At 66.2% G+C, this 13,903-nt stretch carries 12 protein-coding genes and 1 pseudogene; 5 read left to right on the forward strand and 8 right to left on the reverse strand.

Features of this window, described 5'->3' with window-relative positions:
• Positions 1-38: 38 nt before the first annotated feature.
• The gene (locus tag FZ029_RS08420) at positions 39-1,076 is read right to left on the reverse strand and encodes an aliphatic amidase (RefSeq protein WP_149268852.1); all 1,038 of its coding nucleotides are present in this window, start codon (positions 1,074-1,076) and stop codon (positions 39-41) included.
• Positions 1,077-1,352: 276 nt separating this feature from the next.
• Here FZ029_RS08420 and FZ029_RS08425 point away from each other — a divergent pair, with 276 nt between their 5' ends.
• A complete protein-coding gene (locus tag FZ029_RS08425; protein WP_149201781.1) occupies positions 1,353-1,817 on the forward strand; it encodes a nuclear transport factor 2 family protein in 465 nt (154 codons plus the stop codon).
• Here FZ029_RS08425 and FZ029_RS08430 read toward each other — a convergent pair.
• Entirely contained in the window at positions 1,798-3,234 is a 1,437-nt protein-coding gene (locus tag FZ029_RS08430) for an MFS transporter (RefSeq protein ID WP_149268853.1), read from the reverse strand. The two genes, FZ029_RS08425 and FZ029_RS08430, sit on opposite strands and share 20 nt — an antisense overlap.
• A gap of 113 nt (positions 3,235-3,347) precedes the next feature.
• Between FZ029_RS08430 and FZ029_RS08435 the strand changes: the two genes are divergently transcribed.
• Together FZ029_RS08435 and FZ029_RS33555 are read left to right on the forward strand one after the other, a co-directional pair.
• The gene (locus FZ029_RS08435) at positions 3,348-4,271 is read left to right on the forward strand and encodes a LysR family transcriptional regulator (RefSeq protein ID WP_149268854.1); all 924 of its coding nucleotides are present in this window, start codon (positions 3,348-3,350) and stop codon (positions 4,269-4,271) included.
• 228 nt (positions 4,272-4,499) lie between these two features.
• Positions 4,500-4,607, forward strand: a pseudogene (locus tag FZ029_RS33555) (IS30 family transposase); the annotation flags it as partial.
• 216 nt (positions 4,608-4,823) lie between these two features.
• Here FZ029_RS33555 and FZ029_RS08445 read toward each other — a convergent pair.
• From FZ029_RS08445 to FZ029_RS08470, 6 genes are all read right to left on the reverse strand, one after another.
• Entirely contained in the window at positions 4,824-6,086 is a 1,263-nt protein-coding gene (locus FZ029_RS08445; protein WP_149268855.1) for a PHB depolymerase family esterase, read from the reverse strand.
• Between the two features lie 53 nt (positions 6,087-6,139).
• Positions 6,140-6,559, reverse strand: a complete 420-nt coding sequence (locus FZ029_RS08450) for a CopG family transcriptional regulator (RefSeq protein ID WP_149268856.1) — start codon at positions 6,557-6,559, stop codon at positions 6,140-6,142.
• Positions 6,560-6,728: 169 nt separating this feature from the next.
• The gene (locus FZ029_RS08455; protein WP_149268857.1) at positions 6,729-7,943 is read right to left on the reverse strand and encodes an ABC transporter substrate-binding protein; all 1,215 of its coding nucleotides are present in this window, start codon (positions 7,941-7,943) and stop codon (positions 6,729-6,731) included.
• Between the two features lie 82 nt (positions 7,944-8,025).
• Positions 8,026-8,805, reverse strand: coding sequence for a 3-hydroxybutyrate dehydrogenase (locus FZ029_RS08460; protein ID WP_149268858.1), 780 nt, complete (start codon positions 8,803-8,805; stop codon positions 8,026-8,028).
• Between the two features lie 32 nt (positions 8,806-8,837).
• Entirely contained in the window at positions 8,838-9,776 is a 939-nt protein-coding gene (locus FZ029_RS08465) for a 3-keto-5-aminohexanoate cleavage protein (protein ID WP_149199809.1), read from the reverse strand.
• An 81-nt stretch (positions 9,777-9,857) separates the two neighbouring features.
• Positions 9,858-10,769 (reverse strand): 3-hydroxyacyl-CoA dehydrogenase family protein, encoded by a 912-nt coding sequence (locus FZ029_RS08470; RefSeq protein WP_149268859.1) that lies wholly within the window; start codon positions 10,767-10,769, stop codon positions 9,858-9,860.
• Between the two features lie 330 nt (positions 10,770-11,099).
• Here FZ029_RS08470 and FZ029_RS08475 point away from each other — a divergent pair, with 330 nt between their 5' ends.
• Positions 11,100-12,527 carry a sigma 54-interacting transcriptional regulator gene (locus FZ029_RS08475; RefSeq protein WP_211104125.1) on the forward strand — a complete coding sequence of 476 codons (1,428 nt, stop codon included), beginning with the start codon at positions 11,100-11,102 and terminating at the stop codon, positions 12,525-12,527.
• A gap of 335 nt (positions 12,528-12,862) precedes the next feature.
• Complete coding sequence (locus FZ029_RS08480; RefSeq protein WP_149268860.1) at positions 12,863-13,897, forward strand: TRAP transporter substrate-binding protein; 1,035 nt, start codon at positions 12,863-12,865, stop codon at positions 13,895-13,897.
• Positions 13,898-13,903 lie beyond the last annotated feature (6 nt).

Here is a 13,903-nt window from a genome sequence, read left to right on the forward strand (position 1 = left end):
ACGCGGGAGAGGAACAGCCCCTCTCCCGCCGCAGACGGTCAATTCCGGGGAAGCTCGGTCGTCGGGATGCCATCGATCGGACATTCCGGCGTGCCGACCGTCGGCCGGGTGAAGGCCTCCACCATGGCCCGCGTCCCCTCCGGGTCGTTCACCCATTGGCGATAGAAGTCGTAGGGACAGGCGGCTTCGCCCTTCACCCCGTCGAGGCTGGCGATCATGCCGGTGTAGCCGCGGTGGACAAGCTTGAAGAGGTGGTTCTCCGACTGGCCGTTCTTGCGGAAATCGCGGATCAGCGTCTTGGACAGCTGGGCGTACTGGATGCCGTACTCCTCCTCTCCGCATTCGCCCAGCGTGCGGCCATCGAAGCCGACGATGGCGGAATGGCCGAAGTAGGAATAGACGCCATCGAACCCGGCGGCGTTCGCCACGGCGACATAGACATTGTTGGCCCAGGCCATCGCCTTCGCCATCAACACCTGCTGCTCCTTGGCCGGATACATGTAGCCCTGGCAGCGCACGATCAGCTCCGCCCCTTTCATGGCGCAATCGCGCCAGATTTCGGGGTAATTGCCGTCGTCGCAGATGATCAGGCTGATCTTCAGCCCCTTCGGACCTTCCGACACATAGGTGCAGTCGCCGGGATACCAGCCCTCGATCGGCACCCAGGGCATGATCTTGCGGTATTTCTGCACGATCTCGCCCTGGTCGTTCATCAGGATCAGCGTGTTGTACGGCGCCTTGTGCGGATGCTCCTCGTGGCGTTCGCCGGTCAGCGAGAACACCCCCCACACCTTCGCCTTGCGGCAGGCGGCGGCGAAGATCTCCGTTTCGTCGCCGGGAACGGTCGCGGCAGTCTCGTACATCTCCTTGGAATCATACATGATTCCATGGGTCGAATATTCGGGGAAGATCACGAGGTCGAGGCCGGGCAGACCCGTCTTCATGCCGATCAGCATGTCGGCGATCTTCTGCGCGTTCTCCAGCACCTCCGCCTTGGTGTGCAGGCGCGGCATCTTGTAATTGACGACGGCGACGCCGACGGTGTCGTTGCTGCTGGTGATATCGCCGTGAATCATCTCGGTCTCCCTGCGTGACGGGGCATGGGGCGGCGCGTGCGGGAAGCAGGAGGAACGGCCGGCTTCCGCATTGTTTTCGCACGCGTCTTCGTCGTCACCGATCATCGGGGAGCGGCCCATCCACCGGAATACGCGATTCCCCGTATGGCCGATCGGCAGGGCGGATCATTTCATCCAGCGCAATAATGAAATGCCAAGGCTGGTCATTCCCGCCGCCCTGCGGATGCAGCAGTCTGGCGATGGGGAACCATCCCATCCACCGTCAAGGAACCTGCCATGTCCCGTCCGCCGCTTCCCCCCTTTACCGAAGCATCCGCCATTGAGAAGGTCCGGCTCGCCGAGGATGGCTGGAACAGCCGCGATCCGGCGAAGGTCGCTCTCGCCTACACCGAGGACAGCCGGTGGCGGAACCGCGCCGAGTTCGTGACCGGCCGCGCCGAAATCCAGGCCTTCCTGACCCGGAAGTGGAACAAGGAGTTGGGCTACCGGCTGATCAAGGAACTCTGGGCCTTCGCCGGGAACCGTATCGCGGTGCGCTACGCCTATGAGTATCACGACGACAGCGGCCAGTGGTTCCGCGCCTATGGCAACGAGAACTGGGAATTCGCCGAGGATGGGTTGATGCGCGCCCGGCACGCCAGCATCAACGAACACCCGATCGCGGAGACGGAGCGCAAGTTCCACTGGCCGCTCGGCCGCCGGCCCGACGACCATCCCGGTCTCAGCCATTTCGGCTTCTGACCCCGACCCTTGCCGATAGAGACGGCTGGGCCGTTCCAACGTCCGCCGGCACGCGGAGCAGGCTTGCGACGCCGCCGGCCAGGGTGAGGACGGCCGCCACGGCAAGCCCGATCCGGGGCGCCTCCACCGGGCCGGAAACCAGGGAGAAGAGCAGCGTCATGGTCACCGCACCGGCAGTCTGCCCGACCAGCCTTGCGGTGCCCTGCATCCCTCCGGCGGCACCGCTGCGCGCCTTCGGCACCGTGAGCAGCATGTTGCGGTTGTTGGGCGTCTGGAAAAGGCCGAAGCCGAAGCCGCTGATCACCATGAAGGCCAGCAGGGGCAGCGGATCGCGCTGGAGCGGCCAGACTGCCGACAGGGCGAGGCCGGCGGCGAGCAGCAGGCCGCCGGCTGCGCACAGCCAGCCGGTCGCCAGGCGATCGGAAAGCCGCCCCGCGACCGGCGCCGCGACCGCGGTCGCAAGCGGCCACGGCACCATGAACAGCCCGGCGGTGAAGGCGTCCTGCCCCAGCCCGTTCTGCAGATAGAAGGGCAGCGCCACGGTGCTCGCCATCTGGCCCGTGAAGCAGAGGACGGAGGCGACCACCGACAGGCGGAAGGAGCGCACCCGCAGCAGGTCGAGGGGGATCAGCGGCGCGTCCTGCCCGTGTTCCCGCCGGATCAGGCCGGCAAGGCAGAGCGCCGCGACCAGCAGCAGCGCGCTGCCGGCCCCGACCCGTGACGCGACGGTCTCGGCTCCCATCACCAATGCCACGAAGAAGCCTGCGTTGAGGACGACGCTGACGGGATCGATCCGGCGCTTCACCCCCTCGACCGCGGGCAACGCGCGCGCCGTCATCAGCACGATGACGCCGATCGGGATGTTGACGGCGAACAGGAACGGCCAGGGAGCGATGGCGAGGATGGCCGCCCCGACGGTCGGTCCTGCCGCCGACGACAGGGCGATGACCAGGGCGTTCCAGCCGATGGCGGCCCCCAGCAGCCGCGGCGGATAAACGAAACGCAGCAGGGCGACGGCAAGCGACATCACCGCGGCGCCGCCCAGGCCCTGCATCAGCCTTGCGGCGACCAGCCAGGGAAGCGTCGGCGCCAGGGCGCAGCCGGCCGAGGCGGCGGTGAACAGAAGCACGCCGCCGGCGAACACCTTCCGATATCCGAGGCTCTCGCCGAGCGCGCCCGCCGGCAACAGCGCGACCACGAGCGCCAGTTGGTAGCCGGTGATGACCCAAACGGACCCGGCTGGCGCGACGCCCAGCGTGTCGGCGATGGTCGGCAAGGCGATGTTGACGACGGCGCCATCGAGCACGACCAGCACGATCGCCGTCAGGATGGACGCGACGGCGGCGACGCGGCGGAAGCCCGACAGCCCCTCCGACGGTGGGGAAGCGGCCGGCCGGGCGGCGGTGGATTGGGGCATCGCATGTCTCCAGGAAGTGTCGGAGATCAGTATGGCGACGCTGTGACATGGCGGTAGACGCAGCTTATGCAGAGTATTCCTGCATGGAACGCCATGTGTTAGCGTTTCCACCCATGGCCGATCCCGATTTCAACCTCCTCGTCGCGCTCGACGCGCTGCTTGCGGAAGGCAGCGTGGTCAATGCCGCCCGGCGGCTCGGTCTCAGCGATTCCGCCATGAGCCGCACATTGGCGCGCCTGCGGGACGCCACCGGGGATCCGCTGCTCGTCCGGGCCGGACGCGGGCTGGTCCCCACGCCGCGGGCCATCCAGCTGCGGGCGCGGGTGCAAGATCTCGCCGACGAAGTGCGCGCGGCGCTGCGTCCGGCGGCGGCGATCGACATTGCCGGGCTGGAACGCACCTTCACCCTGCGCGCCAGCGAGAGCTTCATCGAGGTCTTCGCCGCCCGGCTGGTCAGCCGGGTCACCGCCGAAGCACCGGGCGTTCTGCTGCGGTTCGCGCCGAGGACGGATCGGGATGCACAGGCGCTGCGCGATGGACGCATCGATCTGGAGATTGGCGCCCATGCGGAAACCGCGCCCGAGTTGAAGGTGCAGAAGCTGATCGGCGACCGGCTGGTCGGCGCCGTACGGGGCGGCCATCCGCTGATGCTGCGGGAGGCGGTGACGGCCGACCAGTATGCCGCCTGCGGCCATGTGGTCACCTCGCGCAGCGGCCGGGCGAGGGATCAGGTCGATGATGCCCTCGCCGCCCTCGGCCTCTCCCGTAAGGTGGTCGCCGTGGTGCCGAGCTTCCCGGCCGCCCTGGCGATCGTCCGCGCGTCGGACCTCGTCGCCCTGGTGTCGGAGCGGCAGGTCGCCTCCGGCATAACCGGGGTTCGCACCTTCCCGCTTCCGGTGCCCATGAAGGACGTCACGGTGACCCAGATGTGGCACCCGCGCCAGGATGCCGACCCCGCCCACCGCTGGCTGCGCGGACAGGTGCTCGCAGCCTGCCGGGGGACGGACGACGGAGCCACGTCAGGGATGAGTGGTTGATGGATCAGCCTGCCCTGCCCCCAACTCCGGGGGACGGGACGGACAGTGATCTCGTTCCGTTTGGAACATTGTACACGCAGTTTGCCCGATGGACGCGCCTGGGGCGTTGGTGCCGCTTGCTCGGCCGGCTGCGTCAGACCTGGCGGCTGGCCTGCGGTGATACCGCGGAGCCCAGCACGGTGGTGCTCGATCGCCCATCGTCCGGCAGAGGTGGAGACCCGGCAGAGTTTCGGGCACTGGGAACGTGATTTGGTGATCTTCAGCCCTCAGTTCGGAAAATCCAACATCACGTCTCTTCAGGAGCGTCAGAGCCGCTATCACATCCTCATTGCCAATGAGGATCGCCGCTCAGCCGACGGTATAGCCTGAGAGGCCGGGAAGACAGCTAGTCTTCCCTGCCCCGCCGCTTGCCCCGGTGGTTCCACAGACGTGATCCATAATCGCGATGGAGGCGCACGGATCAAGCCTGTGGATTACCGCCACGACCTCTCTCTTCCTGAAGCAACGCCTATCAAGCAGGCCAACAGATCCATGAGAACGTGTTGTCGCACTTCAGCTTGGTTCCGCCCGGTGTTCCAGGAAGAAGCGCATCATCTCCGCCGTGGCGTCCGGACCCTGCGGGTCGGTGTAGGAGCCGGCGGGGCTCCCACCCGCCCAGGCATGTCCGGCGCCATGGATCGCCCACTGCTCGCACAGCGTCCGGCCGGAAGGGTCGGTGTGCAGGATTCGGCTGTAGGAACGCCGGCCGGGGGCTTCGCCGTGTTGCACCTCGGTGCCGAGGCCGGCCGCGGCGGCCGTCGCGCGGGCGGCCACATGATCGCCGTTTCGCGGGTGGACGACGGTATCGCGATCACCGTGGAAGATGATGGTGGGTACCGGGCGGCCGGCACCCGCCCTTCCCGCCCCTGCCCTGCCCATGGCCCCATAGTCGCCCTGGTGCATGGCGGCGAGGGCGGAGGGAAGGTCGTGTGCGGCGCCGGCAGGCAGGCCGGAATGCACGCCGACCGCCGCATAGAGGTCGGGATAGGCCTCCCCCATGATGGCCGCGGCGGCACCGCCGGCCGACAGCCCGGCGATGTAAACCCGGTTCGGGTCGATGGGATGGTCGTGGATGATCCGGCGGGTGATCCCTGCCAGCAGGTCCGGCTCCCCCTGGCCGCGGCGCTGGTCTTCGGGTTTGAACCAGTTCCAGCAGCGTTGGGCGTTGGCCGAGGCCGGCTGTTCGGGGTAGGCGACGTAAACGCCGTGCTGCTCGGCAAAGGCGTTCATCCGGGTCCCTGCGGAGAAATCGTCGGGCGACTGGGTGCAGCCGTGCAGCATCACCACCAGCGGACGCCGCCCGTCGCCGCGGTTGGCCGGCACATAGAGCTTGTAAGCCCGCGTCCCCGACGCCCCGCTGTGGGACGCCGTCGCAAAGGATGCGCCATCCGGCAGCGGTTCGGCGGGCGGGCGCGGAGCACCGCCACCCCGCAACCCCGTCGGCTGCAGGCGCGCCGCAAGGCCGCGCAGGGTCTCGCCAAGGCCGGTCCTCGCACCCTTTCCGGCCCGGCTTCCCGCCATCTTGCCGGCTGGTCGCACGTGATCCTTGGTGTCGCTCCGGGCTTGAGGTCCGGAAGCGGCATCGAGGCGCACGAACTCTCCCTCCAGCACGGTCGGGTCCGGCACAGCGGCTGGAGCCGCCGCAGGTTCGGTCGCGCCCTCTCCCCGCAGCAGGCGCTGGATCAGGCCGGTCGCTTCGGTGAGCCGGCCGGCCTGGGTCAGGCGGGCGACCTCGTCCATGCCGGGCGGCAAGCCGGTGGGGCGTGTTTGGGACATCTGGATGCTTTCTCGGTTCGGGGATGACGCCGGTATCGGCGATGCGGGACGCATCAGCGGATGCGGTCGGCGAGCGCCGCCTTGACGGCTGCCGGCGCATGGAGCGCGCCAAGTACGGTCAGCGTGGCGATGGTGGCGCGGGCAAGCTCGGGTGACACGTCCTGGGCGATGGCGGCAAGCCCGAGGACACGGATGTCCAGCATCCGCCCTTGGGCCTGGACGGCTTCCAGGTCGGCGCGGCTGAAATGGCGAAGGCCAAGATCGACGCTCTTTCGCGTCACGGATTGGCGGACCACGTCAGCATGTTTGTCGACTTGGTTGCGGATGGCGGTGCGGATGAAGTCGGTGCGGTTCGAATAGAACCCCTCCTCCACCAGCAGGTCGATGTGACCCAGGTCGACGTAGCCGAGATTGATTGTGATCTTCTCGCTGTCACCGGCTTTCGGCCGCAGGTCTCGCGCCACGTCGCTCATGATGTTCCATCCGTTCACCATCCAACTGGATGGTAAATGGATGGCGTCCGCCCGCCGTTCAAGCCCGACCCCGATGTTTTCGGACGGCCGTCGGCGTGCAACCCCCGCCACCGAGGGTTCGCCTGACGCAGAGCAGTGAAAAGGGGAGCCCGAACGCTCCCCTTTTCCATCATTTCACGAGTGGGCAGCCGCTGGCCTTCGGGTCGATGTAGGCCTGCGTACCGGGGATCTTCTTGATGATCTTGAAGTAATCCCAGGCGTATTTGGATTCGGCCGGCGTCTTGATCTGCGCCAGATACATGTCGTCGAAAACGCGCCCGTTATCGGCGATCTTCGCCTCCGTCATCATCATGTCGGTGACGGGCATGCTGCGCATCTTGGCAGCCACCTTGTCGGCATCGTCGGTGCCGGTCTCCTGCACGGCCTTCAGGTAATGGCGGACCGCCGAATACACGCCGGCCTGGTTCATCGACGGCTTGCGGCCGGTTCGTTCCTCGAACTTCTTCGACCAGGCGCGGGTCTCGTCGTTCATGTCCCAGTAGAAGGAGTTCGCCAGCATCAGCCCCTGCGAGGTCTCCAGTCCGAGCGCCTTGATGTCGTTGATGTTCAGCAGCAGGCCGGCCAAGGTCTGCCCACTCTGGGGAATGCCGAACTCGGCCGCCTGCTTGACGCCGTTGATGGTGTCGCCGCCGGCATTGGCGAAGGCCACCACGTCCGCGCCCGAAGCCTGCGCCTGAAGCAGGTAGGAAGAGAAATCGGATGCGCCCAGCGGATGACGCACACTGCCCTTGATGGTCCCGCCGAGCTGCTTGACAGTGTCGGCCGCTTCGGCCTCCAGCGAATGGCCGAAGGCATAGTCGGCGGTGATGAAGAACCAGCTCTTCCTGCCCTGCTCGACCAGCGCGCGGGCGGTGGCGGAGGCGACGGCATGGTTGTCCCAGGTCCACTGGAAGCCGTAGGGACTGCAATCCTTGCCCGTCAGGTCGGTCGAACCGGGACCGGACATCAGAAACAGGCGCTTCTTGTCCCGCGTGATCCCCTGCACGGCCAACGCGGCGGCCGAATTCGGCACATCGGCGATCACGTCCACCTTTTCCGTATCGATCCACTGGCGGGCAAGGTTGGCGGCGATGTCCGCCTTGTTCTGGTGGTCGCCGACGATGATCTCGATCTTCGTGCCGTTGACGGCGTTGCCGAACTCCTCGGCGGCCATCCTTGCGGCCACCGCCGATCCTTCGCCGTTGATGTCGGCGTAGATGCCGGAGCGGTCGGACAGCATCCCGATCTTGATGACGTTGTCGGACATCTGGGCGTGGGCTCGGGTCGGAACCGAACCCGCGGCCAACGTGGCAAAGGCGACGCCGGCGAGAAGGAACTTGCGCATCTTTCACTCCCAATTCTGACATTCTTGGTGATTGGGGCGGTCGTCGGCGAGGGCGCCGCCCGAAGGGCCGCGGGACCTTGGCTCAATGGGTGGTGTAACCGCCATCCACGGGAAGGATCGCCCCGGTGATGGACGCCGCGGCGTCGGAACAGAGGAAGGCGATGGCTGCGGCCACCTCCTCCGGGCCAATCAGCCGGCCGGTCGGCATCTTTTCCAGGAACACCGCCTTCAGGACCTGATCCTCGGGCAGGCCGGTGACCTGCGCCTGCTGGGCGATCTGGCGTTCGATGATCGGGGTCAGCACCGTGCCGGGACACACCGCGTTGCAGGTGATGCCATGACCGGCGACCTCGATCGACACCGACTTGGTCAGGCCGACGAGGCCGTGCTTGGCGGCGACATAGGCCGGCTTGTGCGGGGCGCCAACCATGCCCAGCACGGACGCCGTGTTGACGATGCGTCCCCAGCGCCGTTCCCGCATTGCCGGCACAGCCGCCTTTATGGTGTGGAACGCGGCGCTGAGATTGACCGCCAGCAACAGGTCCCATTTGTCGTCGGGAAATTCGTGCAGGGCGGCGACATGCTGGATGCCGGCGTTGTTCACCAGGATGTCGATTGGACCCAGCCGGTTCGCGGCCTCCGCCATCATGGCGCGGGCCTCCTCCGGCCGGCTGAGATCGGCGGCGGAATAGACGATCCGGGTCCCGCTCAGTTCCGCGATCTCGGCACAGGCCCGGTCGATCTCCGCACGGTCGCCGAAGCCGTTGACCATCACATGGCAGCCCCGGCCGGCCAGTTCCCGCACGGTCGCCAGTCCGATCCCGCTGGTGGAACCGGTAACCACGGCGTTTCTGTTCTGCATCTATCGGTCCTTGATATGGGAAATGGGGCGGCTCAGAACGCCACCTGATCGGCGCCCTTGAGGTGGAGCATGGCGCGCGCCTCTTCCGGGGTGGCGACCTCCAGCGACAGTTCCTCCAGGATGCGGCGGATCTTGGCCACCTGCTCGGCGCTGTTCCGCGCCAGCCGGCCCTTGGCGAGATAGAGGCTGTCCTCAAGCCCGACCCGGACATTGCCGCCCATCACCGCGGCCATGGTCGTGAAGGGAATCTGATGGCGTCCGGCGGCCAGCACCGACCATTCGTAATCCTTGCCGAACAGGCGGTCGGCGGTTTCGCGCATGAAGACGAGGTTGCGCTCCTCCGCCCCGATGCCGCCCAGGATTCCGAAGATCGTCTGGATGAAGAGCGGCGTCTTCACCAGCCCGCGATCCAGGAAATGTGCGAGATTGTACAGATGGCCGACATCGTAGCATTCGAATTCGAAGCGCGTGCCACAGCCTTCACCGAGATGTTCCAGAATATAGGCGATGTCCCGGAAGGTGTTGCGGAAGATGAAGTCGTCGGTGCTGCGCAGGTAGGGCTCCTCCCAGTCGTGCTTCCAGTTCTTGTACCGGTCGGCCAGCGGGAAGATGCCGAAGTTCATCGAACCCATGTTGAGCGAGCACATTTCCGGCCGAGCCTGCAGCGGGGCGGCGAGCCGTTCCTGAACCGTCATGTTGAGCGAACCGCCGGTGGTGATGTTCAGCACCGCGTCGGTGGACTGCTTCAGCCGCGGCAGGAACTGCATGAACACCGCCGGATCTGGTGTCGGCTGTCCGGTGCGGGGATCGCGGGCGTGCAGGTGCAGGATCGCCGCCCCGGCTTCGGCCGCACCGACCCCCTGCTCGACGATCTCGTCGGGCGTGACCGGCAAGGCGTCCGACATGGTGGGCGTGTGGATCGAGCCCGTCAGCGCGCAGCTGATGATGACTTTCTTGCCTGATGCGGCCATGCAAGGCCCTCCTGTGTTGAACCGCCCGTCGAGGCTGCGGACGATTGAAGATTGAACGTCGCCGGGCGGCTGCGGTGGCGGCTACCGGCGGTCGAGGCCATCCAGGCGTTGAAGATGCGTTGCGAGGGTGGCGGTGACCTTCTCCCGCTGCGCTTCCGTCCAGGTTCGGAAACCGGCACCGGCCTTCATGCCCAGCCGTCCCGACGCGACCAGATCGCGCAGAAGCGGCAGCGGACCGGGGCTGCGGTCGAGATCGGGCAGGACATGCTCATGAACCGCGAGGGTCAGGTCGGTGCCGACAAGATCGGCATTCTCCAACGGTCCGAGGACGGCGAGCCGCCGGCCGAAACTCGCCTTGACCACGGCATCGACCGTTTCGGCATCGCACACGCCGTTCTGGACCAGGGCAATCGCCTCGCGCCAGAGCGCATGCTGCAGGCGATTGCCGATGAAGCCGGGAACATCCTTGCGGACATGCACCGGCGTCTTTCCGATGGACGTCAGCAGGCCGGTCATCGCGGCGATTGCGGCATCGCTGGTGTCCTGGGTCTGGATCACCTCGACCAGCGGGATCAGATAGGGTGGATTCCACCAATGGGTGCCCAAGGCGCGGGACTTGTCGGAAAGCGGCTCCATGATCCGCGTGATCGGGATGACCGACGTGTTGCTGGCGAGAAGCGCGTGGGATGGCGCGGCCGCTTCGATGGCGGCGACGATGCGTTGTTTGATGGCGAGGTCCTCCGGCACCGCCTCGATGACGATGTCGGCGCCGGCAACGGCGCCCGCCAGCGTTTCATGCAGGTCGATCAGGTCGGCGGCCGCGATGTCCTCGCCCAATGCCCGCAGATTGCGGCGGACATGGTCGGGAATCGCGGCCCGGCGTCCGGCATCGGGTTCCTGGATGGCGACGCGATATCCGGCGGCGGCAAAGGCCTGTGCGATCCCGTGACCCATCAGTCCGCCGCCGATGATCGCGATGCGCTGGTTTGTCATGGCGCGTGCATATCCCCTTTGCCTGACCGGAAGCCTGTGCCCCACCGCCCTTTCCTGCCAAGGCCCGTACGATTGCGAGGCGGATTGTCAGGGTGGCGCGCATTTTGGAAGGGATGGTTAGCAACGCGCGTGCCACATGAATAACTACTTGAAAGAAAAGGATATGTGCCAATCAGCGTTCACTATGCGGCGGAGCAGGATTTAGCGATCGCTGACAGTCGACTGCCGCAAAGGGCGGAACACCGCTGCAAATCGGCGCTTTCGCCGTGTTCACTTTTCTGACAGACAATGTGCAACATATTGACAATCAGTGACACCGAGGAGCGTGGCATGCAGAAGGATCCGGCCGGTCATTTCGCTGCGGCACGTGCGCTGATGGTGATGATCGATGAGATGATCGACGGCGCCATACTGGTCGATCAGGATGCGCGTCTCGTCTGGTCGAATGACAAGCATGTCTGGTTCAGCGACAAGCAGATTGCGATGCTTGGCTTCCGGTCGCCGGCGGACGCGATCGGCCAGCCGGTTGAGCGCATCATTCCACACAGCCGGATGCGCGAGGTGGTGGAAACAGGCCGGTCGCTGCCGCTCGACATCATGCGCTATGGCGAGCACACGCTGCTGGTCAGCCGCCTGCCCCTGCGCGATGAGCAGGGACAGGTCATCGGCGCCCTTGCCTTCGCCCTGAAGAACAGCCTGACGTATCTTCGGCCCATCGCCGACCGCTTCAACAAGTTGCAGTCCCGCCTGACCCGTGTGGAGCAGGAGTTGGCGGCGAGCCGCGCCTCCCAATACACGGTGGAGAACCTGATCGGCTTCAGCCAGCCGATGCTTCAGGTCAAGCGGCTGGTGCGCAGGGCCGGCCAGATCCGGTCGGCGGTCCTGCTGCTTGGCGAAACCGGGACCGGCAAGGAACTGGTGGCTCAGTCGATCCACGCCTCCTCGGACCGCGCCCACCGCCCCTTCGTCGCCGTCAACACCGCCGCGATTCCCGAAAATCTTCTGGAAGCGGAGTTCTTCGGCGTCGCACCGGGAGCATACACGGGCGCCGCCCGCCAGCCGCGCCCCGGCAAGTTCCAGCTTGCTCATGGCGGAACGCTGTTTCTCGACGAGATCGGCGACATGCCCCTGCCGCTGCAGGCCAAATTGCTGCGCGCCCTGCAGGAACGCGAGGTCGAGCCGCTCGGGTCCAATCAGGTCATCAAGGTCGATGTCCGCATCATCGCGGCAACCAGCCGTCCCCTGGCCGAAATGGTGCGCAGCGGCGCCTTCCGATCGGATCTGTACTACCGGCTCAATGTCTTTCCGATACAGTTGCCGGCGCTCCGTGACCGCAAGGACGACCTGGAAATCCTGGCCCCGCTGTTTTCGGAGAAGATCGCCATCAGCCTCGATCAGCCGATGCGCGAGTTCACGCCTGCGGCGCTGGATGCGCTGCGGCAGCATGATTGGCCCGGCAATGTCCGTGAATTGGCCAACGTCATCGAACAGGTCTATGTGCGTACCGAAGGCGAGCGCATCAGGGCCGAAGATTTCGCGGACATCCTTCCGAGCGTCGCGATCCGGTCCCCTGCCCCACCCGACCGGAAGCGGTCCCTGACCGCCGCCATGGACGAACTGGAAAGGGCGCTCATTCTCGAATCCCTTGAGGATTGCCGGGGTAACAAGCTCGAAGCGGCCCGGAGGCTCGGCCTTTCGCGCACAAACCTCTACGCCAAACTGCGCAAACACGGCATTGCGTCGCATTCGGACGACTGATGCCATGTTCCGGACGTGGCCGGCATCCGGGTGTCGATGAACGGGCGCCGTCGGGAGCGCCGGATCCATCGCCAATCAGCCCGAATCTGCGCGCCTTACCGACTGTTCTGGTCGAACTGTGCCGCCTTTCCAGATTTCCGGCGCCATTTTTTCATGACGCGCGCCAAGCCGAGGACGTCCTTCCGGGTCACCCCACATCGCGCTTGACTGTTTAACATGTTAATGTTTAACTCGTTAACAGCATCACGCACCATCAATGAACAACGTGCCGACAAGAGGACGGACGGACCCTTCGGTCTGCCAATAGTCCCCCGTGCATCGGTGGAGGAAACCCCATGCTGAAATCGATCCGGCCGGCGGCGTTCGCCCTGGCCGCACTACTGCCGCACATCGTCGCCTCCCCTGCCGCCGCCGCGGACGGCGTCTCGCTGAAGATCACGCATTTCCTGCCGCCGGGTGCACCCGCGCAGCAGCAGGTGCTGGAGCCCTGGTGCAAATCGCTGGGCGAGCAGTCCGGCGGACGCATCTCCTGCCAGTTCTATCCGGCGATGCAGCTCGGCGGCACGCCGGCGCAGCTGGTCGATCTGGCGAAGAACGGTGTCGCGGACATCGTCTGGACCGCTCCCGGCTATTCGGCCGGCCGCTTCCCGATCATCGAGACGATGGAATTGCCCTTCGTCGTGCGCGACGGCCTGTCGGGCAGCCGGGCGGCCTGGGACTTCTACCAGCGCCATGCGGTGGAGGAATTCGCCGCCTACAAGGTGCTGGCGGTCCATGTCGACGGCGGGGTCGCCATCCATACCGCCGGCAAGCCCATCAGCGGGCTGGACAGTCTGAAGGGACAGAAGCTGCGCGCCTCCACCCGGATGGTCTCCAAGATGCTGGCCGCAGTGGGCGCCATCCCGGTCAACATGCCGCCCGCCCAGGTGACGGAAGCCATCTCCAAGGGAGTCGTCGACGGCGCGATGGGCGCATGGGAGGTGGTGACGCCGACCAAGCTGCAGGAAGTGACGAAGTTCCACACCCAGCCGCCGGCCGGCCAGCCCTATTACTCTACCACGGTCCTGACGCTGCTGATGAACAAGGAGCGCTACCAGTCTCTTCCCCCCGACCTGAAGGCGGTGATCGACCGCAACAGCGGCCCGGCGCTGGTGGACAGCTTCGGACAGGTCTGGGACCGGGTCACCGCCGACACCCGTGCGCTGGTCGGCAAGGAGGGGGGCAGCATCCTGAACCAGGACTCCGCGGACTACGAAGCGATGCGCACCGCGGCAGCACCGGTGGAGACCGAATGGCGCCAGGACGTCGCCAAGCGCGGTCTCGACGGCGCCGCCCTGGCGGCCGACGCCCGCGCGCTCGCTGCCCGCTGACCCCCT

The sequence above is a fragment of the Azospirillum sp. Sh1 genome, from assembly GCF_008365135.1.
Taxonomy (GTDB): Bacteria; Pseudomonadota; Alphaproteobacteria; order Azospirillales; family Azospirillaceae; genus Azospirillum; species Azospirillum oryzae.